Annotated in this window: 18 protein-coding genes; 9 read left to right on the top strand and 9 right to left on the bottom strand. The window is 64.2% G+C overall.

The annotated features are described in order from the left end of the window. The first annotated feature begins 33 nt into the window (after positions 1–33). The 9 genes from Q7S20_02685 (at position 34) to Q7S20_02645 (ending at position 10,321) form a co-directional block, all read left to right on the top strand. On the top strand, positions 34–2,994 hold the full coding sequence (locus tag Q7S20_02685; protein MDO8500727.1) for a pitrilysin family protein: 2,961 nt from the start codon (positions 34–36) through the stop codon (positions 2,992–2,994). Between the two features lie 149 nt (positions 2,995–3,143). Beyond that, positions 3,144–4,442, top strand: a complete 1,299-nt coding sequence (locus Q7S20_02680) for an ISNCY family transposase (GenBank protein MDO8500726.1) — start codon at positions 3,144–3,146, stop codon at positions 4,440–4,442. A 130-nt stretch (positions 4,443–4,572) separates the two neighbouring features. Continuing rightward, positions 4,573–4,806 (top strand): 50S ribosomal protein L31, encoded by a 234-nt coding sequence (gene rpmE / locus Q7S20_02675; protein MDO8500725.1) that lies wholly within the window; start codon positions 4,573–4,575, stop codon positions 4,804–4,806. Continuing rightward, a complete protein-coding gene (prfA, locus tag Q7S20_02670; protein ID MDO8500724.1) occupies positions 4,803–5,867 on the top strand; it encodes a peptide chain release factor 1 in 1,065 nt (354 codons plus the stop codon). The genes rpmE and prfA overlap by 4 nt, the downstream gene beginning before the upstream one ends. Before the next feature lie 4 nt (positions 5,868–5,871). Then, entirely contained in the window at positions 5,872–6,774 is a 903-nt protein-coding gene (gene prmC, locus Q7S20_02665; protein ID MDO8500723.1) for a peptide chain release factor N(5)-glutamine methyltransferase, read from the top strand. Between the two features lie 25 nt (positions 6,775–6,799). Further along, positions 6,800–7,153 carry a YlbF family regulator gene (locus Q7S20_02660; GenBank protein ID MDO8500722.1) on the top strand — a complete coding sequence of 118 codons (354 nt, stop codon included), beginning with the start codon at positions 6,800–6,802 and terminating at the stop codon, positions 7,151–7,153. A gap of 11 nt (positions 7,154–7,164) precedes the next feature. After that, positions 7,165–7,836 carry a dTMP kinase gene (tmk, locus tag Q7S20_02655; protein MDO8500721.1) on the top strand — a complete coding sequence of 224 codons (672 nt, stop codon included), beginning with the start codon at positions 7,165–7,167 and terminating at the stop codon, positions 7,834–7,836. Beyond that, positions 7,836–9,464, top strand: a complete 1,629-nt coding sequence (locus Q7S20_02650; GenBank protein MDO8500720.1) for a S41 family peptidase — start codon at positions 7,836–7,838, stop codon at positions 9,462–9,464. The genes tmk and Q7S20_02650 overlap by 1 nt, the downstream gene beginning before the upstream one ends. Then, the gene (locus tag Q7S20_02645; protein MDO8500719.1) at positions 9,461–10,321 is read left to right on the top strand and encodes a DUF2520 domain-containing protein; all 861 of its coding nucleotides are present in this window, start codon (positions 9,461–9,463) and stop codon (positions 10,319–10,321) included. The genes Q7S20_02650 and Q7S20_02645 overlap by 4 nt, the downstream gene beginning before the upstream one ends. Positions 10,322–10,347: 26 nt before the next feature. On the opposite strand, the gene lolA is transcribed toward Q7S20_02645, so the two are convergent. The 9 genes from lolA to Q7S20_02600 all read right to left on the bottom strand — a co-directional run bounded on the left by lolA (position 10,348) and on the right by Q7S20_02600 (position 23,763). After that, positions 10,348–11,016 (bottom strand): outer membrane lipoprotein chaperone LolA, encoded by a 669-nt coding sequence (lolA, locus tag Q7S20_02640; GenBank protein ID MDO8500718.1) that lies wholly within the window; start codon positions 11,014–11,016, stop codon positions 10,348–10,350. A gap of 1 nt (position 11,017) precedes the next feature. Next, positions 11,018–12,115: a 3-deoxy-7-phosphoheptulonate synthase gene (gene aroF, locus Q7S20_02635; GenBank protein MDO8500717.1), complete on the bottom strand. Its 1,098-nt coding sequence runs from the start codon at positions 12,113–12,115 to the stop codon at positions 11,018–11,020. Position 12,116: 1 nt separating this feature from the next. Further along, complete coding sequence (gene smc, locus Q7S20_02630) at positions 12,117–15,653, bottom strand: chromosome segregation protein SMC (GenBank protein ID MDO8500716.1); 3,537 nt, start codon at positions 15,651–15,653, stop codon at positions 12,117–12,119. Next, a complete protein-coding gene (locus tag Q7S20_02625) occupies positions 15,653–16,942 on the bottom strand; it encodes an SPOR domain-containing protein (protein MDO8500715.1) in 1,290 nt (429 codons plus the stop codon). Before Q7S20_02625 ends, smc begins: the two co-directional genes overlap by 1 nt. Continuing rightward, positions 16,939–18,303, bottom strand: a complete 1,365-nt coding sequence (locus Q7S20_02620; protein ID MDO8500714.1) for an SPOR domain-containing protein — start codon at positions 18,301–18,303, stop codon at positions 16,939–16,941. The genes Q7S20_02625 and Q7S20_02620 overlap by 4 nt, the downstream gene beginning before the upstream one ends. 121 nt (positions 18,304–18,424) lie before the next feature. After that, on the bottom strand, positions 18,425–21,616 hold the full coding sequence (locus tag Q7S20_02615; GenBank protein ID MDO8500713.1) for a hypothetical protein: 3,192 nt from the start codon (positions 21,614–21,616) through the stop codon (positions 18,425–18,427). A 37-nt stretch (positions 21,617–21,653) separates the two neighbouring features. Next, complete coding sequence (rsfS, locus tag Q7S20_02610; GenBank protein ID MDO8500712.1) at positions 21,654–22,028, bottom strand: ribosome silencing factor; 375 nt, start codon at positions 22,026–22,028, stop codon at positions 21,654–21,656. Between the two features lie 202 nt (positions 22,029–22,230). Beyond that, entirely contained in the window at positions 22,231–22,674 is a 444-nt protein-coding gene (rplI, locus tag Q7S20_02605) for a 50S ribosomal protein L9 (GenBank protein MDO8500711.1), read from the bottom strand. A gap of 69 nt (positions 22,675–22,743) precedes the next feature. Beyond that, complete coding sequence (locus Q7S20_02600) at positions 22,744–23,763, bottom strand: DUF2232 domain-containing protein (GenBank protein ID MDO8500710.1); 1,020 nt, start codon at positions 23,761–23,763, stop codon at positions 22,744–22,746. Between the last annotated feature and the right edge of the window lie 141 nt (positions 23,764–23,904).

Below are 23,904 nucleotides of genomic sequence, written 5' to 3'. Positions count from 1 at the left end.
GGCGTCGGACACAACCAGCCAACGGACAATCCCATGACTCATCGTCGTTTCACCACGGCTGCAATGGCAGCTTTGGCATTCACCGCTGCGATGCCCGCAATGCGGTCGGCCCTTGCCCAGGTCGCAGCCGCGTCGCGCGACATTCTGCCGTTCAAGGCAACGGAGCGGACGCTCCCCAACGGCCTCAAGGTCGTCATCGTTCCCACGGGATTCCCGAACATCGTCTCGCTCCAGATTCCGGTGCAGACGGGATCGCGCAACGAGTTCGAGCCGGGCAAATCGGGCTTCGCGCACTTCTTCGAGCACATCATGTTCCGCGGCACGAAGAACCAGACCCAGGAGGAGATGAGCCGCATCCTCACGAAGGCCGGCGCGCGCGAGAACGCGTACACCACCGACGACTTCACCAACTTCTACATCACCTTCGCCAGGGAAGACCTCGAGGCGATGCTGGCCCTTCAGGCCGACCGCTTCCAGAACCTCCAGTATCCCGAAGCTGAATTCAAGACGGAGGCCCGGGCCGTTCTCGGCGAGTACAACAAGAACTCGGCTAACCCGACATCGAAACTCTTCGAGGCCATCCGCGACAGCGCATTCACGACGCACACGTACAAGCACACCACGATGGGCTTCATCAGGGACATCGAGGACATGCCGAACCAGTTCCAGTACTCGAAGGAGTTTTTCAAGCGCTGGTACCGGCCGGAGTACACGACGATAATCGTCGCCGGAGACGTCACTCCCGGGCAGGTGATGCCGCTCGTCCAGAAGTACTGGGGCAAGTGGGAGCGCGGCAGCTACAAGGCGGCGATTCCGCAGGAGCCGGCGGGGAAGGGCCCGAAGTACGCGCACGTGAGCTGGTCGAGCCCGACACTTCCGTATCTCGCGGTGTCCTTCCACAATCCGGCGTTCTCGGAGGTCAGCAACGACAACGCGGCGCTCGATTTCGTGGCGAACCTGTGGTTCGGCCCGACGTCGGACATCTACAAGAAGCTCGTCCAGCGCGAGCAGAAGGTGGACGGGTTCAGCGCCAACAACTCCAGCAACGCCGATCCCGAGCTGTTCACGATCTTCGCCCGCGTGAAGAAGCCTGAGGACGTCGTCTATGTCCGCGACGAGATACTGAAGACCATCGCGCAAGCGAAGGCCTCGCTCGTATCGGCGTCGCAGCTGGCCGAAGCGAAGTCCAACGCGCGGTATTCGTTCGTGAGGTCGCTGGACAACACCGACCGCATCGCATCTACTCTCACGCGGTTCGTCCGCTACAGCCGGTCCTACAACACGATCAATCGCGCTTACGCACTGTATGACGCGCTGACGCCGCAGGACCTGCGCCGCGCTGCGCGCACGTACTTCGTGGACAACAACATTGTCGTCGCCACGGTGTCGAGCGCAACTCTCCCGGCCGCCATCAGCAGCATTCCGAAGATCTCGTCGTTCGCGATCGCCGCTGCGCCTGCCGGCTCGATGGCGACGTCCACGAAGACGATGACTCCGCCCGGCAAGCCCCGGGATACCGCGCCGTGGATGGTTGCCGGCGGAATCCAGGCCCGGTCGATCTCGATGGCGAAGGTCATCGTTCAGAAGACGCCGCTCCCGCAGCTCCGCATGAAGATGCTGTTCAACGTCGGCTCGGCCAGCGATCCCGCGGGGAAGGAAGGTCTCGCCGCGCTCTCCGCGCGCATGATATCCGGCGCCGGCTCCAAGCCGATGACGCTCGACGAGATCAACAAGGCACTCTACCCGGTGGCGGGCAGCTTCGGCGGCCAGGTGGACAAGGAGATGACGACATTCACCGGCGCGATCCACAGGGACAACTGGAACCGCTTCGTCACGGTTGCCCTCCCGATGCTGCTCGATCCGGGATTCCGCGAGGAGGATTTCAGGCGGAACAAGGACGGACTTCGGAATTCGCTCATTCAGGATCTCATCGCGAACAACGAGGAGGAGCTGGGCAAGGAGCGTCTTCAGACCAACATCTTTGCCGGCACTCCGTACGCTCATCCCGTCGTGGGTACCGTGTCGGGCATCGAGTCCATCACCCTCGACGACGTGAAGAGCTTCATCCGCGACCAGTACACGGATGGCAACCTGACGATGGCCGTGAACGGCGACATCTCCGACGCGCAGGTAAGTCAGCTCCGCGCGGCGCTGGCGACGCTCCCGTCAGGCACGCCCGCGCCGACGACGCACGCCGCGCTGGCCGGCACGCGGCCGAAGGGACTGGACGTCGAGATCATCGAGAAGGACACGCGCGCAACGGCTATCTCATTCGGTCTTCCGATCGCGGTCACCCGCACCCACCCCGACTTCGCGGCGCTGAACGTTGCGCGCGCGTGGCTGGGCGAGCACCGCATGTCCACCGGAAAGCTGTACGACCGCATTCGCGGCATCCGCGGCATCAACTACGGCGATTACGCCTACATCGAGGCGTTCCCCCGCGGAATGTTCCAGTTCTTCCCCGACGCCAACATCGCCCGCCACGGACAGATCTTCGAGATCTGGATCCGGCCGGTGGTGCCGGAGAACGCGCACATGTCTCTTCGCATCGGAATTGCCGAGCTGGACAGGATGATCAGCAACGGCCTGTCGGAGGAGGATTTCCAGGCGGCGCGACAGTACCTGATGAAGAACGTGTACGTAATGACGCAGACGCAGGACCAGCAGGCAGGTTACGCGCTCGACTCGAAGTGGTATGGCATGCCCGAGTACACGAGCTACATGAGATCGCAGCTCGAGAAGCTCACCCGCGAGGACGTGAATCGTGCGCTGAAGAAGCACCTCTCGTCCACCGATCTCTCGGTGGTGATAATCACGAAGGACGCCGAGGGGCTGAAGAAACAGCTTCTCGCGGACGCCTTCTCGCCGATCAAGTACGATGGAGAGAAACCGCAGGAGCTGCTCGACGAAGACAAGGTGATCGGTGCGCGGAAGCTGAACATCGCTCCCGACCGCATTCGCATCACGCCAGTTGCAGAGGTGTTCGCCAGGTAACTACGCAAGAACCACGAGATAGTTCATCCCGGCACATTCATCCCGGCACAGTGTTGAACACGGATGATAATGTCCCCCTGATTCGCGGATAGAAATGTCACCCTTCAAGATGTTCCCTCTGGCGAGGAGGGAGCTTGGAGAGGATGACATTGAGCGATCGGGATCTGGTAAAGGTGGGCGTGATCAGACGGGTTGTTGACCGCGAGCTGAAGACGCGTGAAGCTGGTGAACTCCTCTGCTTGAGCGGACGGCAGATAAAGAGGCTCACGAGGCGGTTCCGGCATGGTGGAGCGAAAGGACTGGTTCACGCCAGCTATGGGCGTCGGTCGAATCACACTCGCCCCACCGAGGAGCGGGAGAGAGTGATCGAGCTTGTACGCGAGCGTTATGGCGGCCGGGCTGAAGCCGGTCCAGGACAACGCTTTGGGCCGACGCTTTTGAGTGAGCATCTGGCCGAGGATGAAGGGATTGAGATCCCGATCTCGACGCTGACTGACTGGATGCGCACCGAGGGTTTGTGGTCACGGCGGAGAAAGAGGAAGCCTCACCGGAGGCGTCGTGATCGCAAGGCACACTTCGGAGAACTGGTCCAGCTCGACGGCAGCTTCCACGACTGGCTGGAGGGTCGTGGCCCGGCAGGGTGCATGATGACCATGACCGACGATGCGACGGGCACCATGCTGGCTCGACTCGGTGCTCAGGAAACCTTCTGGGATGCGGTGAGAGTGCTGAGAGCGTGGATATCCGAGTACGGAGTGCCGAGGGCGCTCTACACCGACTGGAAAACCCTCTACCACTCGCCGCGTCCCGAGCGGTCGATCGAATCGACCCAGTTCGGCCGTATCTGCTCGAGGCTTGGAATCGAACTGATCGCGGCATCATCGCCTCAGGCGAAAGGGCGGGTCGAGCGCAGTCACGGAACGAATCAGGACCGGCTGATCAAGAAGCTCAGGCTCAAGGGCATCTCGACGCACGAGGAAGTGAACGAATACCTCGAGACCACTTATCTGCCGGCGCACAATGCGCGATTTGCTCGCCGGCCGGAGAGTTCCACCGATTATCACCTGCCGCTTCTCAAGTCACTGGACACGGCCGACACCTGGTGCCTGGAAGAGAAGCGGCGAATGAGCCTGGACGGGGTGATCTCTTTCAGATCGAGGCTCTTCTCTCTTAAGCTCAGGCGCGACATGCCACAGAGAGCGTGGGTCTTCGTGCGAAGCGCAGAGGATGGAGCCGTGAGAGTGGTCTATCGGTCGAGAGCGGGAATCGAGTACGCACTCCCCTGGGAGGAGCACATCGCTGCCAAGCGAGTCGAGCTTCCCCGCGCACGGGCACCACGGAGCGAACCACAAAGACCCCGGGCAAATCATCCCTGGCGACTCCGCGCCGCGATGGAGATAGCAGAAGCACTGGCAAGACGGACACAAACTGAACCCTCACCAGGGTGACATTTCTATCCGTGTAAGAACGGGGACATTTCTATCCGTGCTGGACACATTCATCCCGGCACAGTTGAATCTCGGGCCTTTTCTGGTGATATTTCCAAGCTGCACCAAAGCCAATTACAGAGGGGCCAAAATGAAAGCTGACATCCATCCGGTGTACGCCACGGCGACCGTAAAGTGCGCCTGCGGCAACACCTATCAGACCCGCTCCACGCAGGCTGATATACATACTGACATCTGCGCGCAGTGCCACCCGTTCTTCACCGGCAAGCAGAAGCTGGTGGACACCGCTGGCCGCGTCGAGCGCTTCCGTCAGAAGTACGCCACCAAGACCCGCGACGCCGCACCGGCGACGCCTGAGACCTGAGTCTCCGGGATCGCCTCGCCGACGCGCTCAACCGCGCTGGCGAGGTCGAGCGGCAGCTCTCCGATCCCAGGACGGTAAAGGACGCCCAGCGCATGACAGCGCTGGGCCGGGAGCACCGCCATCTGGGCCCGCTCGTGGAAATGGCCAGGCTCCTTCAGAAATACGAGAACGAGCTCGCGGAAGTACGCGAGCTCGCTCTTGCTGACGACCCGGAAATGGCCGCCGAGGCGCGTGCCGAGGAGGCCCGCCTCAAGTTGTCCATCACCGAGCTCGAGGAGCGGATCAAGCCCGCCATCATCCCGCACGACCCGCTCGACGACCGGCCCGCCATAGTCGAGATACGCGCCGGCACGGGCGGCGACGAAGCCGCTATCTTTGCCGCGGATCTCTATCGCATGTACACCCGCTTCGCCGAGAAGCGCGGGTGGCGGATCGAGATGATCTCCTTCTCCGAGGGCACTCTGGGTGGCGTCAAGGAAGTGGTCTTCAAGGTCAAGGGCGATGGCGTATTCGGAACGATGCGCTGGGAGTCAGGCGTGCATCGTGTGCAGCGCGTACCCGTGACCGAGAATCAGGGCCGCATCCATACTTCCGCCGCGACAGTGGCGGTTCTCCCTGAAGCCGAGGAGATTGACCTCAGGATCGAGGACAAGGATCTGCGCATCGACGTGTTCCGCTCGTCCGGCCCCGGTGGGCAGAGCGTCAACACCACCGACTCAGCCGTCCGCATCACCCACATCCCGTCCGGCATCGTCGTCAGTCAGCAGGATCAGAAATCGCAGCTTCAGAACAAGCTCAAGGCGATGGAGGTTCTTCGCGCGCGACTGCTCGATGCGCGACTCGCCGAACAGGAAGCGGTGCGCTCGCGCATGCGCAAGACTCAGGTCGGCACAGGCGATCGTTCCGCCAAGATCCGCACGTACAACTTTCCGCAGAACCGTGTCACCGATCACCGCATCGGATTCACGATGCACGAGCTCACGAAGGTCCTCGACGGGGACATCGAGCCAGTGATCGAAGCGCTCCGCAGCGCGGACGTCGAGGACCGGCTCGGTGAATAGAGTCATGCAGCGCACTCAGCCGTTGTACCACGCCGATCCGACGATACTCACCGTGATCGAGGAGCTGACGGCAACTCTCCGGCTCGCCGGAATCACCGACCCGCGCAGGGTCGCCACCGACATCGTCGCCGCCTTGCTGGAGGTTCCGCGGTCGTGGCCGGTGATGAATCGTGAAGCCAGCATTGACCGCGAGCTCGCGACGACCGCGCAGGATGCAGCGCGAAAGCTCGCGGGCGGCGCGCCATTCGCCTATGCGGTAGGGTGCGCTTCCTTCCGCAAACTCAATCTCGGCGTTGACGAGCGCGTGCTGATTCCGAGGCCCGAGACCGAAGTTCTCGTCGGAGAGGTGCTCGAGCGCATGGAAGCGATGCAACCAGGGCCCGGCACATGGGGAACGGCAATCGACATCGGCACGGGCTCGGGCGCGATAGCGCTGTCGCTGGCGAGCGAGGGCCGGTTCGACCGCGTCATCGCTACCGACGTCTCGCTCGACGCGATCGAGGTTGCGCGCGCCAATGTCTCGCGAGCGGCTGGTGTGCTTCGCGCCGCGGTGGAGTTGCGTCATGGCTCGCTTCTCGCCCCGGTGCGGGGTGTGAAAGCGGCCGTCGTGGTATCGAACCCGCCGTACATCGCGTTCTCCGAGCTCGATGCGCTCCCGGCAAGCGTTCGCGATTGGGAGCCGCCCATCGCGCTCGCGAGTGGGCACGACGGAATGTCGGCGACGACGGTGATCGTTCGCGACGCCGCGCGCATTCTCGTCCGGGGCGGCATTCTGGCGCTCGAAGTCGATGAGCGGCGTGCGTCGCTCGTCGCCGAGACGATGATGAGGCACGGCAGTTATAAGGGTATCGGCGTGAGGCTTGACCTCACCGGGCGCGAGCGATTCGTGTTCGCGTCGCGCATCTGACGAGTCAATGAATAACGGAGAATTGATGCTGGAAGAAAAGGCACGCGATCTGGGACGCGTGATTGGACAGAGCCCCGAATACCAGGCGGTGAAGCGTTCGAGCGATGTGCTCAACAGCGATCGCGAGGCGGTGACGATTCTTCAGCAGATGGAGAAGATCCGCATGGACGCGCAGCAGCTCATCCAGCGCGGAGAGCATCCTGCGGCGGAGATGGAACAGCAGCTCGACGACCTGCTGTCGAAGGTACAGACAAACCCGGTTTATCAGCAGGCCATATCCGCGCAGGAGAACTTCGACAAGGTCATGTTCCAGGTGAACAACTGGATCATGGAAGGCATGAAAAAGGGCGCGACGAGCTCGATCATCACACTGTCCTGACGCCTCCGACCGTGCGCAACGGGCAGCTCATTGTATTCGAGGGCTCCGAAGGCGCCGGCAAGACGACGCAGCTGCGTCTCCTCGCCGGCCGTCTGCGCGCGGCCGGATTCGAGGTCCTCACGCTCCGCGAACCGGGGGGCACCGCGCTTGGCGACGCGATCCGGGCGATCCTGCTCGACCCGGTGCGGCGAATCTCGCCCGAAGCCGAGGCCCTGCTGTTCATGGCATCCCGGGCTGAGCTCGTCCGCGAAGAGATTGACCCTGCGCTCGCCCGTGGTGTAGTTGTACTCATGGACAGGTTCTTCCTTTCAACATATGCCTACCAGGTTGACGGGAGAGGGCTCGCGGAGAATGAGATCCGCCTCGCCAACTCGCTCGCGACCGGGGGGCTAGTGCCCGACCTGACGCTGGTTCTCGATGTACCGGCGACGGAGGGACTCGTGCGCGCTTCAGCCCGCGGAGGTCACGACAGGATCGAAGCCTCGGGAGCCGAGTTCCACGCGCGGGTGGAATCGGCGTTCTCCCGCTTTATCGGCGACGACTGGCAGAGAGAGCATCCGGAGTGCGGGCAGATTGTGCGCGTGAATGGAAGCGGCGCCCCTGAAGCCGTTCACGCCCGTGTCGTGGAATCGCTCGCGCGGAATTTGCCTGAGAGTCTTTCCATGCTGGCGAAAGAAAGCTGATGCTCGACATCAAGCCCGGATTACGGTCCCGCACAATCACCGCCGGAGCGCTCCTCCTCCTGTCCCTCGTGACCGGCGGCTGGCTCCTCCAGCACGGTACACGCGCCGGCGCGTTCACGACGCGAGCCGAGGCTGCGCGGCTGTTCGACGAGGTGTTCACCCAGATCTACCGGAATTACGTGGACTCCATCGGCGCACCGTCCATGTACAGGATGGCCGTGGATGGAATGCTGTATGAGCTCGAGGATCCGTATACATCGCTCCTTGCGCCGGAGAAGCTCGGACGCCTGAACGAGACGACGACGGGCAACTACGCGGGGGTCGGCGTCCAGGTGGACGTGCGCGATGGGTGGATCGTCGTCGTTGCGCCGACATCCGGCAGTCCGGCCGAGCGCGCGGGCATTCAGCCGGGCGATCGCGTTGTCGAGGTGGACGGGCGCACAACCCATGGATGGACGCTCGAAGAGGCAATGAAGTCGTTCCGCGGAAAGCCTGAAACGTCGGTCGCCATGCGCATTGAGCGGCCGGGCGTTGTCGCGCTAATTCCGCTTACGCTGCTCCGGAAGCCGCTGCACCAGAGCGCAGTGAGGCGCGTGGCGATGCTGCCGAACGGTGTCGGTTACATCGACCTGAAGGCGTTCAGCGACTCTTCCGACAGGGAGATGACGCGCAGTGTCAACGCCCTCCTTTCGCGCGGCGCGAAGTCGCTCATCCTGGACCTCCGATCGAACCCGGGCGGTCTGCTCGAGCAGGGCACCAGCGTCGCCGATCTCTTCCTCGGCAGAGGGCAGAAGATCGTGATTCTGAAGGGGCGTACGCCGGAGGCCAATCGCGTCTACACCGACAGCACCAGCCAGCGTTGGCCGAAGCTGCCGCTCACGGTTCTCGTGGACGAGAAGAGCGCCAGCGCCGCCGAGATCGTCGCCGGCGCGCTGCAGGACCATGACCGTGCGGTGATCGTCGGAGAATCCACGTACGGGAAGGGAAGCGCGCAGTCCATCATCCTGCTGGGCGAGGAAGGTGGTCTCAAGATCACGACCGCGAGATGGTATACGCCGTCGGGCAGGTCCATAAGCAAGCGCCTCGTGCGGGACGATTCCGACACGCCGCCTGCCGGAGAGGACCGCAGGCGCTACCGCACCGCGTCGGGTCGCATTGTGTACGACGGTGGAGGCATCACTCCGGACGTGATCGAGAGCGACAGCGTATATTCCGATGCTGTTCGCCAGCTGCAGTCGGTGCTCGGCCGAAAGGTCGGGCAGTTCCGGGACGCGCTCACTGATTACGCGCTCAATCTCAAGGCCAGGCACGGAGTCGCGTCGCCGCAATTCACGGTGACGCAGCAAATGCTCGACGAAGTCTGGAAGAGGATGGTCGCGCGCGGAGTGGTGATGGATCGCGGCATTTACGACGAGTCGGCGCCGGTTGTACGCCAGCTACTGAGCTACGACATTGCGCGTTACGTATTCGGTCCCGAGGCGGAGTTCAAGCAGCGGGTTGCGCATGACCGCGCGATCGCGACGGCCCTCGAGCTGACGATGGGCGCCACATCGCAGCAGGTGCTGCTTCAGCGCGCGCTGTCCCGGCAGCAGCAGCAGCGACAGCAGCGCGCGCCGGTCGGCGAGTGACCGAGCGGGTCCTGATCATCGGGGCCGGTCAGGTAGGGCGCGGGTTGTTCCGCGCCTTTCGCGCCTCCGGGGTGGACGTGCTCGGCCTGCATGGCAGGCGGCCTTCCGGATGGACGACGTCGAGTGGCGCGCTTCCGCCGTCTATCGCCAACGCCAACACAGTCATCGTCGCCGTACGCGACGACCAGATAGACGCCGCTCTGTCGGAGCTGATTGCCGAGCGCGGCGCGGCTGGCCGCGGCAGGATCGCGTCTGGGACAGTGATCCTGCACACATCCGGCGGCGCAGAGCCGGAGCTGATCCCCCGGCTGCAGGAGATCGGCCTGAGTGGCGGGACTTTTCATCCGCTCGTTCCATTCGCCAATCCTGAGAGGGCGCTGGAGCTGCTGAAGCGTGCATGGATCGGAATAGACGGCGACGATCAGGCGAGAGCGACGTCGCGCCGCCTGGCCGGCCATGTCGGGGCGCGCACTCTCGAGATCCCGGCAGGTGGAAAGAGCGTGTATCACGCCGCCGCTGTGATGAGCTCCAATTTTCCGGTGGTGCTCGCTTCACTTGCCGGTGATCTCCTGCGGGGCCTTGGCATCCCGGAGCGCAGCGCGCAGCAGGCCGTGCACAGTCTGATGGAGGGGGCCGTTTCGAACATCGCCGACACCGCGCCTTTCGATGCGCTCACGGGCCCGGTAGTGCGCGGAGACGCCGACACTGTGATGCGCCATCTCGCGGCGCTCCGCGGCGACCCCGAGGCGCGCGCCGTCTACAAGCGGCTATCGCTCGCCGCGCTGGAAATGGCCGCTCGCCGAGGCACGGACCGGGGCCAGGTCGAGGAGATGAGGAAGCTGCTGTTGCTCCGATAGTCCTTTGCGCGCGTGCGCTGAGGCTCCTACATGCCTGAAAGCGCCGACGAATCCAGCACTCGCGCATTCTTCGGCGGAGTGAAGCTGAACTCGCCGCGGCCGATCGGTGCGTTCGGTTGAAGCTTCGTGATCGTCACCATTCGCGTGAGCCCGTTGGCGTCCACCACCTCGAACTGGCGGATCGTATCGTCCGTGACGTCCACCCAGACTTTGGCGCGGCTGAACGCGTTGTTCGATTTGCGCGGCACGAGTAACACGATGTTTGCCTTCCGGCCCGAGATCGTCGCCGTTCCCCCAGTGCTCATGGTGTAGCGGCTCGACGGAGACGAGAGGAACACTCCGGCGGGATCGACCATCGCCAGTGAGTTGTTGCCGCTGGCCGGCATCCGTAACACCTGTCCGGGCGCGCTGCTCGGCAGATACACCCACACCGACTTTCCGTCGGCCACGAGCCGATCGCCTCTGGGGTCTGTGAAGTTGATGGACAGGAGGTTCGGCGCCTTGCGGAGCATCACGCCGCGCGACGTAGACGTCGTTCCGGTGAGCGGATTGGTGATCGTCTGCCTGAACTCGGCGCGAACGCTGCTCATTTCCGAGTATGCCTTCACCGCGCGGTCCATCACCGCGTCGGGTGACTGCGCCTGAACGCCACCGGCGGCCACGATAGCGATGATCGCTGCGATGCATGTCTTCATCTCAATGCGTACCCGCTGCTGCCCTCTCGGTTCCGGTTGTGGATGGATCCGGAGCGGCGTCACGCCGGGAGTCTACTACCGGAGTGATGCGGCGCCCGATCGCGGCTGCGACGGCGCGAAGCTCCTTGATCAGCGTGACGAGCTGGTCGGGATAGAGCGATTGCGCTCCGTCCGAGAGAGCGTTGTCGGGATGCGGATGCATCTCGACGAGAATGCCGTCAGCGCCTGCGGCGAGTGCCGCGCGCGCCATCGGGGTAACCTTGTCGCGAATACCCGTTCCGTGACTCGGATCGCCGACGATTGGAAGGTGCGAGAGCTTGTGCACCGTCGGAATCGCCGTGATATCGAACATGTTGCGGGCTGACGGATCAAAGGTGCGTACTCCGCGCTCGCAGAGAATCACCTGCGGGTTGCCCTCGGAGAGGATGTACTCCGCGCTCAGCAAAAGATCGGTGATCGTCGCCGCCATGCCGCGCTTCAGCAGCACGGGCTTGCCGATTCTGCCCACCGTCTTGAGCAGCGAATAATTCTGCATGTTGCGCGCACCGATCTGGATGCAGTCGGCGACTTCGGCAACGAGGTGCGCGCCCTCGTTGTCCATCGCTTCCGTCACGATCGCCAGGCCGGTCTCGCGGCGGGCGAGATTGAGCAGCTCGAGTCCCTTCTTGCCGAGTCCCTGGAAGGAATACGGCGAGCTCCGCGGCTTGAATGCTCCGCCGCGAAGCGCTGTCGCCCCCGCTGCGCGGACGGCGCGCGCCGACTCCAGAATCTGCTCCTCCGATTCCACCGAGCATGGTCCCGCGATGATGGGAATGTCATTCCCTCCGAACGAGACGCCGGGGGCGATGGTCACGACAGTGCTCTCGGGCCGCCACTCGCGCGAGACCTGCTTGTAGGGCTGAGTGACGTGGATGATCTCCTGCACGCCCGGTAGCGCTGCGAGACGTGATGCGTTCACTCGCCCATCGTTGCCGACGACCCCGATGGCGGTTCGCTGGGCGCCCGGCATCGGACGGGCTTCGTAGCCCATCTCACCGATAACTTCGACGACGCGGTTGACCTCGGAGGAGCCCGCGCCGTGCTGCATCACGACGAGCATGTCAGGCGCTCAGCGCCGCAACCGGCTCGGTTGCGCGAAGATTGCCGGCGATCGCTTCGTCAACGGCGGCTCCGCGCATGTGGACGCTCACGAGCGACGAGACGCCCGGCTCCTGCATCGTCACGCCGTAGACCGCGTCTGCGGCTTCGGTCGTGGTCCGTGGGTTGTGAGTGATGACGATGAACTGCGTGTTGCTCTTGAATTCGTTCAGCATCCGGACGAACCGGCCGATGTTCGCGTCGTCGAGCGGCGCATCCACTTCGTCGAGGAGGCAGAACGGGCTCGGCTTCGTGAGGAAGATGCCGAAGAGGAGCGACAGCGCGACAAGCGCCCTCTCTCCACTCGAGAGCAGGTGAATCCGCTGCGTCTTCTTGCCGCGCGGTGCCGCGTGGATTTCGATATCGCCCTCGAGCGGTGATTCCGCGTTCTCCAGACGGAGGTCGCACTCGCCCCCGTCGAACAGTGTCATGAAGATCTTCTTGAAATTCTCGCGGACCTGTACGAACATCGCGAGGAACAGCTCGCGCGCAGTCGTATCTATCTCACGCATGGCCTGCTGCAACGACAGCCTTGCCTGGGCAAGGTCGGTACGCTGCGACGTCAGAAGCTCGAGGCGCTTCTGCTCCTCCTCGTGCTCCTCGATGGCGAGCGGATTCACCGGGCCGAGCGTGTCCAGCTGCTCGCGCAGCTGCACTGCCTCTGCCCGCAGCGCGTCGTCGTCCAGCTCGATCTGCGGCGACTCGTCCAGCAGCTCCTCGAGCGGCTTCCGCCATTCGGTCTCGAGCCGCCCTCGAATCGCGGCGCGACGACCCGACAGCTCGGTGAACCGCAGCTCCGATGCATGCAGGTCGTCGCTCAGGCCGGTCGCGCGATGCCTGATCTCTGTCAGTGCATGCCCCGCCGACTCGAGATTCTCGTCGGCCGTCTTCACCGCCAGCTCGGTGTTTGCGAGTCGCGTCTCCGAACCCTCGAGCGTCGCCTGGCGGCCCTCCAGGTCAAGCTGCCAGCTCGCCAGCTGCTGCGCGAGCTGGCCGTCCGCCGCCGACAGAGTGCTAAGCTCTGACTGAAGCGACTCGAGACGGGCATTGGCGGTCGAGTATTCCTCGTGCAGGTGCCGCTCCCTGTCGCCCGCAACCTGGAGTCGCGCCTGCGCCTGCGCGCTCGCCACCTGGCTCGCAGTGCGACGGTCCCGCGCTTCGTCCTGCCGCGTCTCCGTCTCGGCGAGACGGCGGCGCGCTTCTGCGACCGCGGAATCGAGCCGGGCCACTCCCGATTCCTTTTCGGAAATTGACTGTGCGACGCGCGCGATGTTCTCCGTGAGCGAGAGCTCGCGTGCGGCAAGTCGCTCGAGCAGCGCTACCGCATCGCCGGCTTCCTTCAGCGCGCGGTGATGCCTGCGTGTGACGGCCGTGAAATGGTCCTCGCGCTCGGCGGCCTCGCGCGAAGCGACGTGTGCCGCATCCTGTGCCTGAGCGGCGTTCTGTTCGGCGGCGTGCAGCTGGGCGCGAATCGTGTCCGCCGCCGCCGCGGCGCCGGCGAGAGCATTCCTCGCGTCCACGAGGGCGCGGCGCGATTCACCGATCTCGGCGCGTCGCCTCAGCGGACCCGGCCCCGCGACATTCGCGGGAAGCCAGATCGCGCCGCGGGCATCCACGAATCCGGTGCCGTTGTCGATCGCCTTCACGCGGCCGAGCAGTGTACGGACCCAGTGGGCGGCGGGGGACTCGGAGCGAACGAGACGCGACAGATCGTCGTCGCCGTCTCCGTCATCGCTATTCGACGACAACGAGTCGGCCGGAAGCAGCAGCAGCGGTCCAGGATTCGTCGCGGCGTGCCACACACGGATCTCTTCGGCCGCATTGCGATCGCGCACCAGCACGGCGTGCACGGTGGCGCCAAGGAATCTTTCCACGAGCGACGCGGCTTCTGTTTCGGTGCTTATGAAATCGCTGAGCGGGCCAATGACGCTTCCTTCCCCGAAGCGATCGCGCTCGCGGAGGAGCTTCGCGGCCGCGGGCGCCAGCCCGACCCTCTCGCGCTCCAGTCCTTCGAGCGCGTTCAGCTTGCTCTCCAGCGCGGTCTGCGCCTCTTCTGCGCGAAGCAACGACGAGCGCGCGCCGGAGTCGGTGTCGCGCGCCGCGCGCACCGCGGCGAGTGCCGATGCAAGCTCGGCGTTGAGGAGCGCATTCCGGTCGCGCGCCACACTGAGCGCCTCCTCGACCTCGGCGAGCTCCCGACGTACGGCTGCTTCAGTGTCGGAGAGCTGCGCTTGCTCGTCCACCAGCGCGGCGCGGCGAGTCGCGAGCTCGCTGAGCTCCCGCTCCGTCGTCTGCCGATCGAGAGCATGACGATGTGCCAGCTCGCGCATCTCTCGCGCGGCGCGCTCGGCGGTTTCCACCGCGGCACGCGCGGCGGCAAGAGCAGTCCGCACCGCTTCTTCCTCTACCACGTGTCCCGCGAGCGAACTGTTCGCGAGCGCGAGCTCCGTCTCGAGCTGCTGGCGGTGCGCGACCGCGCGCTCGAAATCCTCACTGACGCGCTCGACCGTCGAATCTCCATCGCGTCGCTCCTGCTCGGCGCGCTCTCGTCGCGCCACAGCGTTGCGCTGCCTTTCCTCGGCGACGGCGATCTCAGCCCGGAGCTGCTGCGTGCTCTCGCGCTGCTCCGCTGCAAGCCGCGCGAGCTCACTGCGGCGCGCCTCGGCCGCAGCGCGCGTGCCGTGGGCGCCGTCGCGCGCAGCTTCGGCCGCCGCTACACTCTCTTCCGCCGCTGGCGCTTCCTGGCGCAACTGCGCTACACGAGTCTCGAGGTGTTCCAGCTCTCCGCGCCACGCATCCATCTCGCGCGCGGCGAGCGCCACTTCCACGGTAAAGCGGCGCTTCATCAGCTCGACGTGCTTTTCCGCGCGTCGTCTCTGTCTGGCGAGCGAGCGCACCTGCGTCTGCACTTCGGAAATGAGATCGTCGAGGCGGCCGAGGTCCACGGCCGTCTCCTCGAGCCGCCTTTCGGTGCTGCGCTTGCGGTCGCGATACAGGCCGACTCCGGCCGCTTCCTCGAACAGCTCGCGTCGCTCGTCGGGGCGGTCGGAGAGAAGCGCGTCAATCATCCTGCTCTCGATGACGACGCCCGAGTCCGCGCCGAGCCCGGTTCCACGCACCATGTCGTGAATGTCGCGCAGGCGGCACGGCGAATTATTGAGCAGGTAGTCGCTCTCCCCGGAACGGCTGAGCCGGCGGGTGATCACAACTTCGCGGAACGGTACGGCGAGCGCTCCGTCATCGTTATCGAAGTGAAGCGAGACTTCTGCGATGTTTACCGGGCGACGGCCGGACGATCCTTGGAAGATCACCTCTTCCATCTTCGCGCCGCGAAGCGCGCGCGCGCGCTGTTCGCCGAGCACCCATCTCACGGCATCGGATACGTTCGACTTCCCGCATCCGTTCGGCCCGACGATAGCCGTCACGCCGGGCTCGAAGAGGAGCTCGGTGTCATCAGCGAACGACTTGAATCCCTGAAGCTCGAGCTTCGTCAGACGCACTACGGGAGTCTCCCTGTTCTGTATTCGAGGACCGGCGTGAGGCCCGCGACCCGAAGTGCCGTTGCGGCGAGCGAAGACTGCTGGGGCGACTCGAACGCGCCAGCATATATCCTCGCACTGCCGTCGGACTGGACGAGACCGTACGCCTGCACACCCTTCGCTGCGAATGCCTGAACTCTTTCACGCACTCGCGACGTCATCCCGGCCTGAGACGGAATGCTGTCAACGAGAAGGGCGAGCGGCACACGGACCACCGTTCCGGCCGAATCAGGCACGGTTCGGCGGCGGCGGAGCGTTGTGAGCAGGCGTTCGGCCTGCGCGCTGTCAGCGAAAGCTCCAGCGAAAACCTTGTACCATGTAGCTTCGGTGTCTCCGATCGGGACGAGTGAAATGGTCGCCGCCGGCATTACGGAGCCATGGCGCTTGATCTCAAAGTTAGCACCCTCCGATGTGTTTGAGGCGAGAATTTCGATCGAGAAAGGCGTCGCATCCGCGGAATCCTGAGGATTCGCCGGAAGCGCGGCCGGAGGCGCCGTCGGGACCGAGTCAGTGGCCGACGAATCAGCCGAAACCGTGGGAGCGGCGACAGTCGGAGGCGATTCGCCGAACGAGCGACTCTTCAGCAGAGCCCCGCTCAGGATGCCGAGCGCCAGAAGGCCGGCTGCGGCAAGCCCGACTTTCGGGAGAGACCACTGCACCCGCGGCGGCGCGATGTCTATGCGCGGAGGAGGAATGATCGTCGGATGCGGAATCCTTGCAAGGACGTTGGCGTCGGGGGCGGAGTCCAGGCGCTGCAGGCCAACCAGCACGGCGCCATCCACTCGCGATGCGAGCGTGGCGAGGCCGGGAGCGTCGCACTTCACGACTATCAGCAGCAGCTCATCGGCGTTGGCGAACTCCGATGCAAAAGTCGCCCACCGCTCGCTTCCGATGATCCGCTCGATCGCGGCGGACTCGGTTCCGCTCGGCATCACGAAGAAGTTCTTCGCGCCGGCAACCTCGCGCGCGATGCGCATGAAGGAAGTTCCGAACTCGAAGCTGTCGTAAATGCCGTGCGAATCCTCGTCACGGACGAGCGTCTGCAAGGGAGGCGCCTCTCCCGCGAGATCGGCGATCATAACGAGCCGGTGGACGCTCTCGGCGAGAGCGATGCCGATCGCCGCGTGCGCCGCCGCGACGGCATCGTCGGAAGTGACGATCACCGACGAATATCCGCGCACCGCCAGTGCAGCCTGGCGTCCCGCGCCTTCGTACGCGCCTCCGGGAGGACGCGACACGGCGACCGTCACTTCGATTCCTCGTACACCCAGTACTGTCTCCTCGATTCCCGGCCCATGCGCTCAGCTTCGTCGCGAGTGACGTAAGGTCCAAGCACCACCCGATAAATAGTAGTCGTTCCCGATGGAACTGCAGCCACTCGCGGCTTCACTCCGGTCACCGTGATGCCTGCGGCGATCTCATTCGCTTTCTGTTCGTTGAGGACTGCGGCGAACGATACGATGTAGCGCGCGGGGCGGGGGGCAACCGCAGCCGGTGGCTCGACCATCGTCGGCGTGGCATCGCGCAGCGGCGGCGAGGGGGTGCTGTCGCGCGCAGGCTGCGGCACGGCAGTCGAATCGGCTGGAGGAGCGGAGGCGGCCGACTCGAACGTCACGGGCCGGTCAAGACCGGCCGATCTTGGACGAAATCCGTTCCACACGAAGAAATACCAGTAATCCTTCGCTCCTCCGGCGATCGTTTGTGTGACGGCAAGAGTCTGCGCGTCCACGAGCGCGACATCTCCGCCGCGCGTTGCGGCGATGTGTCCGCCCGGCGCGAACGCCGGCAGATCATTCCTCCATTCGCCACGGATCACCCCTTTGACTCGGTCTGTCCCGACGGCGACAACCCACGCAGAATCTCCGCCGCCCGCGGGCCTGACGAGAATGTTCTGGCCGAGCGGGTCCATCCTCAGATCTGATGCAGCCGAAGGAAGATCCACCTTCTCCGTCACGGACTCCGTGTACCTGTCAACGACGGACAGACCATTCACACCCTTCAGCGCGACGTACAGCCGGTCTCCGCTCGGTGTGGGCACGACCGCCTGAATCGGCTCGCGGAAGCGGATGCTCCTGACGGGTGACAGGTCGCGAGTCTTCACACCGATGAGGCCGGTGTCCACGGCGAAATAGATCCGGTCTCCCACCTGCGTTCGCGCGGCGCGCGAGACCAGGGGCAGCGTGGCCGACTCGATGATTTCCTCGTCGGTGGGACGGATCAACCAGAGATGCGTATGGCTTCCCTGGTCGCCGGCGATCACGACCGACCCGTTCGGCTGCGGAAAAACCCATCGCGCCGGGGAAGGGGGCTCGAAGCTCCAGTCTCCGCTCGGCGTCATCCTCGCGACAGCGCCCTTTTCGGTGACACCGTAGATGTCCGAGCCGTTGATGGACGTAACCGCCGAGAGCCTCGCCTTCGATGCGAATCGGACCTCGCTGGCGCGGAGATCGAGCCTGCGGGGCTGCCCCTTGTCGTCGAGAAGCGCAGCGGCGCCATCGTCCGGGTCGAACCCAAGCACCCGCGCCACCGGCGGCGCACCAGCGGCGGCCCAGACCGCGGAATCGAGGCGCGGATAGACGTATGCGCGCGCCGTTCCGCCCGCGGCGGGCATTCGGAGGACAATCTGATCCGGTTCGCGCGGTGAGGACGCCGCGCGCGCGCCCGCCGACGCCTGCCGGTCGCCCTTGCAGGCGACGACGGCGAGCGTCAGCGCTAACAGCCGGGTCGAAACTCTAGAAACTCGGTCCCAGCGAGAAGGTCCAGTTCGGCTTGCGTCCAGGTTGGTCGAGCGGTTTCGCGTAATCCCACTTGAGAATCGCTAGGTTGAACAGATTCACGCGCAGTCCCACTCCATAGCTCCGAAGTGGATAACGCTGGAACTCGAAATCATAATTGGCCGGCTTGGTCAGCGAAACCGTCTGGCCCTTACTCCACGCCAGTCCGGCGTCGTAGAAAACGAGGCCCTCGATCGGGGGGAGACCCACCGGCAGGTTGCCGAGATCGAACCGGCGAATGATCGGGAAGCGTATTTCCGCGTTGGCCACCATCACCCGGCTGCCGACCAGTTGAGCCGTGTTGCATGACGCCCCGCCACCGATGTACGCGGTGCACTCGTAGCCGCTGAAGTTCGCGCCGTCGTAGCCGCGCACGTATTCGGGGCGGCCGACGTACTTGGGGAACGCCGTCTCGTCCCGGCCCACAGACGCGCTCCCGAGGAACCGGGTGGCGATCGTGATCGTGTTGAAGATGATCGGATCGTACCGGCGATAGTCGGCGAGATATTCGACCCAGCGGAGGTTACCCACCGAGGGTGAGATCTGAAAGCGATAGCGGCGTCCGATGACCGGTGCCGTGTAGCCGAAGAGCGTGTTGTCGGACACGTACGCCACCGACGGCGACAGGAAGTTGTATGCCGGCGCGTTGGCGACGTCGTTGATCTCCGGAGCGGTGCAGCCGTTGAAGTAGCAATCCTGCGACAGCGATATCAGCGACCGGCCGATGCTGTTGAACTGCACGCCAGTCTCGAACCGCGTGAAGCGGTTGAGCGGATACTGGGTCGTGAGGAACGCGTTTCTGAGAACGTAGCGCGTGTAGAGCGTGGAGTACCGGTCGCGGTCGGGGAGCCGCTCGATCGTTCCGCCGGACTGGGGCAGGAAGACGGGTTGCTGGTAACCGCCCACGGTGTACTGCCAGCGATGGCTGAGATTGGCGTAGGCGGCGAAGACGCTCGCGTCGCGAAGCTGGCCATAAACTGAAGCTGAGAGAGCGATCTGGTGGTTGCCAATGAGATCGCTCAACACGATTGTCGTTCCTCCGTTGAAGCCGCTGAGGCCGTACTGATTCCCCGTTCCGTACCCCACTTCCGGCTGCGCGATGTAGTCGGGCTTGAATCCCACCGAATACGCGTAGTCGCGGAAACGTGTCGTGTCGGGCAGCGCGAAGTCGGGATTGGCGTTGAGCACGGCGACCGTCGTGGCTTCGACTTCTCCCGCCTGCGCTTCTCCCGTTGACAGCACGGCTGAAGCTCGTGAGCCGCCGGGCGCGCGGTACACCGACGCCTGATTGACAGCGTCAGCCGCGCGGCGCGCCGAATCAACCGGCGTGGCTGCGACGAGTGTCGGCGCCGGCAGCGACGGCACCGTCATCACGAGGCCTGTCGGCGTCGGCGCATGCTGCCTGAACGCGACGGTCTTGAGCTTTCGCGGGTTGTCCATCGCCCACACGGTGTAGTCGCCTTTCTCGTAGTACGTAAAGGCCATCCGGTCAGCGCCACGCGCCCACGTCAGGGCAGGGCTGTACTCGGTGATGGCGGTCACACCGCCCAGCACGTTGGTGAGCTGGTACTGCTGCCTGTCCTGCACATCGTACAGGAAGACGTTGGCGACCCCTGTGCGGTCGGAGATGTAGGCGATCGAATTTCCGTCGGGCGCCCACGCCGGGTTCAGATTGTGGCCCGCCTGACCCGGCAGCACGTCTATCGCGCCCGTCCCGGGATCGATCAGCGCCACCTGCCACTTGGCGAAACGAAGTCGCGACAGGTCAGTCGGCGCGCCGCGATCCGTCGCGAAGGCGATACGCTTGCCATCGGGGGACCAGCTTGGCTGAAGATCGCCGTAGATGTCGTTTGTGAGACGCCTGAGGTTCCTGCCGTCCACGTCCACTACGTAGAGGTCGGTGATCCCGCCCTCGGTTCCGCTGAACACTATCCGCCGGTCGTCCGGCGAGAACGAGGGCGCCGTGACCGCGTCAAGCGGAAGATCGACGCGCTTCTTCACCTTCCGGCTGGGCACGTCGAGCAGATACAGAACGTCCTTGCCGCTCCGCTGCGCCGTGAACGCGAGCGTTCTGCCATCGTTCGAGAATGCGCTCTGTGAATAGAGCAGTCGCAATTCCTCGAAATCGGGATTGAGCGTGCTCTTGACCAGGCGCTTGACGCGTTCGCCCGTGCGGGCGTTGCCGAGCCACAGATCTATGAACAGCTCGCCGCGCTTCTGATTGCCGTTTGAAAGGAACGCGATGTAGTTGCCGTCGCTCGAGAGCACCGGAGCGAGGAAGATCTCGCCTCCGGAACGCTTCCGGGTGAGCAGCGGCTGGGCGAACGTCTGCGGCCGCTGGTAATTGGAAGCCGCGGGCAGGTATTGGGACTGAACCGCCTCGCGCCACGCGGCACCCACGTCGGTAAGCGACATGCCCAGCTGGCGCAGGAACGACCGCTCCACGCCCACTGCGGGGGTGTTGCGAAGAACCTCGCCGATTGCGGCGTCGCCCCACCGGTCACCGACGTACTGCCAGAACGATTCGCCGAAGCGGTACGGGAAATACTTGTCGGGACGATCCGTCATCTGCTTGATCGTCGGGATGTTGCCCGAAACCGCCGCATCCCTGAGCCACCCTGCGGTCAGCGGGTGATTGGGGCCGATCGAGAGATACTCGGCCATTCCTTCCATGAACCAGAGCGGGGGGTTGATCCGCTCGAGAGTCTGCTGGTTGGCACCGGCCCGCCCCCGCGAGAAGACGTCATACTGGAACTCGTGCACCATTTCGTGCGCGAGCACCTGCTCGAAGCTTCCGAGGTCACCGGTGAAGGGAAGAATCAGCCGGTGCCGGGCGGACTCCGTCACGCCACCCACGCCTTCGCCAAGGTCACCGGTGACGTTGTTCTGTCCGAAATCGGCTCGCGACGAGAAGAGGATGATCGGCTTCTTCTCCCGGAACTGGTGGCCGAGAATGCGCGAGAGTCGCGCATAGGACCGCTCGGCCATGCGCGCCGCTGCGGTCACCGCCGGCTTCTCCTCCGGATAGTAGTGCACCAGGAAGTGCTCCGTCTCGAGCACACGCCACTTGAAGTGCTTGTACTGAACCTGGTTCTGGCCGAAATACTGCTGCGCTTCAAGACGCGACGCGCAGAGGAGCACAATGCTCATGGCAAACGCTCGCACCACTCTCATTTTTCCGGCTCCGCTATACGGTTGGCACTACTTCGGCATCGCTCCACAGCCGCTCGATCTGATAGAAGGAACGGAGCGTGGGGTGAAAGATGTGAACGACGAAATCCACGAAGTCGAGCAATACCCATCTGCCCTGCTGAACACCTTCGACGTGATGTACCCTTACGCCCTCCTTCTTCAGCTCGGCGATTATGTGCTCCCCGATCGACCGGACGTGCGTGTCTGAAGTTCCGCTCGCGATAACGAAGTAATCCGTCATGTCGGTAACGCCCTTCAGATTCAGAAGCACGACGTCATTGGCTTTCATGTCGTGGCAGAGGCCGGCTGCGCGCACTGCTGGCGAGGCGGACTCGCGGGCGGGTGATGCGGGAGAGAGGGACGTGGCCATTCGGCTCCGTTGAAGTTTTTCTTCGGCGCCATCGGGGGCGCCCCCTACAATATCATGGAGGCGGCCAGAAGGTTCCGTTAACGTGGAATCAATGCATTTCAAGGGCCGCTACCCGTTGCCCGTTGCCCGTTGCCCGTTGCTGACGGCAGGCAGCTGAGAGCATCGGGTAACGGGTAACGGGTAGCGGGTAACGGTTAACGGGTTACTGTTTTATGACCCAGACCTTGATCTCGGGATGTACGTCGGCGTGCAGCCGGATCGGGACGCGATAGACGCCAAGCGCCTTGATCGGCTCCTTGAGCTCGATCTGCCGCTTCTCAACCTCGTAGCCCTGCTCGGCGAGCTGCTGGGCGATATCGGCCGACGTCACCGATCCGAAGAGCTTGCCCTCTTCGCCAACGCGCGCCGAGAAGGTGAGCGAGACCTGCTCGAGCTTGCCAGCGTATTCCTGCGCCGAACCGCGGCGGCCCTCTTCAGCCGCCTCGAGACGCTGACGCTCCTGGTCGATGCGCTTCTTGTTGCCCGGCGTCGCCTCGTACGCGAATCCACGGGGAAGCAGAAAATTGCGGGCGTATCCCGGCGAGACTTTAACGATGTCTCCGGGGTGGCCGAGCTTCTCCACTGTCTGTCGAAGTATGACTTCCATGATGCCTGTTCCAGTTGAAAGGTAAATCGCGGCCCCGGCCGGACGGACGCGTTGAAATCTATGCGTTTCCTACAGCGGTTTGGCCTTTGCGCGGGTACGCAGGTCGAGCCATGTGTCTCCGAGCCCGATCCCGAACGCCAGCGCCATTATGAGCGGCCAGGCGAAGATCGCCAGAGCAATGAGCATGAAGGTCAGCGCACGCGTGCGCGACATCCACGCCAGAATCCCAATCCCCCGCAGCACGTACAGAACGCCGAAGAACACGAGCAGGTTCAGTCCCGCGTTCCTGGCGTCCGCAAATGCCGGCAGGAGAAAGATCGACGCCCCCACCGCAACTCCCCACACCAGCTGATCGTTGAATCTGAAATCGCGCAGCCTGCCCATCGCCGGCCCGAGAGAAACGGGGCTCATCCGGTGATACAGCGCCCATCCCAATCCCAGCGCGGCCAACGACTCGAGCGCCAGCAGTGCCGGAAGCAGCAGCGCCGACCACTTCGGAATCGCGGCCAGCTGCGCCTCGCTTTCCTCCGTCAGCCGCTGCAGCGACGGCGAGCCTGAAACGATTTCCTTCCATCCCGGCTGCGTGCTGACTTCGCGCAGCGAAGCGATCGACTGATCGTTCCGCCGGTTGTACTCGGCAGCCATCGTGTTGCCGACGCGCACCGGGCCTCCCGGCGACACGAGCACCAGAGCGAACCCGAGCGACGCTGCGACGGCGAGCGCCGACAATGCCCTCGCGAAGAATGCCTCGGTCGCCACGATGACGCTCACGAGTCCGAAGCTCGCCGCGAGGAGCAGCGTCCACCCCCGGGCGAGCCAGTTGTAAGCGCTGTCAGGAGGTCCGACGGTAGATGAAAGCAGCAGCGCCGCGATCGCGACCCAGACGATCGCGAGCGACAGACGGCCGCCGTTTTTCCAGCCGATCACCGCGCACGCCGCCACTACCGCAACGAGCAGCAGTGGTGTCTGCTCGATAGGCAGGATGGCGCGCATTGCGGGCACGAACGGAGCGAGAAGAAACGCGCCCAGTCCGATCGTGAGACGCCGCCACGATCCCCGGACCGGAGCCGGCGCGGCGGGTCCGGTCATTCTAGTACCTACTTCCATAAATAAGCGATAGGTTGTACATTGTCGTCCATGGGTTGGAGACTCCAATTGGAGGCATCACCATGGGAGCCACTGCAATCGAGTTGACGGACGATGAGCGCCGGACGCTGGAGGGTTGGACAC

The sequence above is a fragment of the Gemmatimonadaceae bacterium genome (assembly GCA_030647905.1).
Taxonomy (GTDB): Bacteria; Gemmatimonadota; Gemmatimonadetes; order Gemmatimonadales; family Gemmatimonadaceae; genus UBA4720.
This window is presented reverse-complemented; position numbering and strand designations above follow the sequence as displayed.

What these genes read in the sequence shown, in the direction of transcription:
- Q7S20_02685 (MDO8500727.1), top strand. Translation starts at nt 34, where the DNA reads ATGACTCATCGTCGTTTCACCACGGCTGCAATGGCAGCTTTGGCATTC.
- rpmE (MDO8500725.1), top strand. Translation starts at nt 4,573, where the DNA reads ATGAAAGCTGACATCCATCCGGTGTACGCCACGGCGACCGTAAAGTGC.
- prmC (MDO8500723.1), top strand. Translation starts at nt 5,872, where the DNA reads ATGCAGCGCACTCAGCCGTTGTACCACGCCGATCCGACGATACTCACC.
- Q7S20_02660 (MDO8500722.1), top strand. Translation starts at nt 6,800, where the DNA reads ATGCTGGAAGAAAAGGCACGCGATCTGGGACGCGTGATTGGACAGAGC.
- Q7S20_02650 (MDO8500720.1), top strand. Translation starts at nt 7,836, where the DNA reads ATGCTCGACATCAAGCCCGGATTACGGTCCCGCACAATCACCGCCGGA.
- lolA (MDO8500718.1), bottom strand. Translation starts at nt 11,016, where the DNA reads ATGAAGACATGCATCGCAGCGATCATCGCTATCGTGGCCGCCGGTGGC.
- aroF (MDO8500717.1), bottom strand. Translation starts at nt 12,115, where the DNA reads ATGCTCGTCGTGATGCAGCACGGCGCGGGCTCCTCCGAGGTCAACCGC.
- Q7S20_02620 (MDO8500714.1), bottom strand. Translation starts at nt 18,303, where the DNA reads ATGCCCGCCGCGGGCGGAACGGCGCGCGCATACGTCTATCCGCGCCTC.
- Q7S20_02615 (MDO8500713.1), bottom strand. Translation starts at nt 21,616, where the DNA reads ATGAGCATTGTGCTCCTCTGCGCGTCGCGTCTTGAAGCGCAGCAGTAT.
- rsfS (MDO8500712.1), bottom strand. Translation starts at nt 22,028, where the DNA reads ATGGCCACGTCCCTCTCTCCCGCATCACCCGCCCGCGAGTCCGCCTCG.
- rplI (MDO8500711.1), bottom strand. Translation starts at nt 22,674, where the DNA reads ATGGAAGTCATACTTCGACAGACAGTGGAGAAGCTCGGCCACCCCGGA.
- Q7S20_02600 (MDO8500710.1), bottom strand. Translation starts at nt 23,763, where the DNA reads ATGACCGGACCCGCCGCGCCGGCTCCGGTCCGGGGATCGTGGCGGCGT.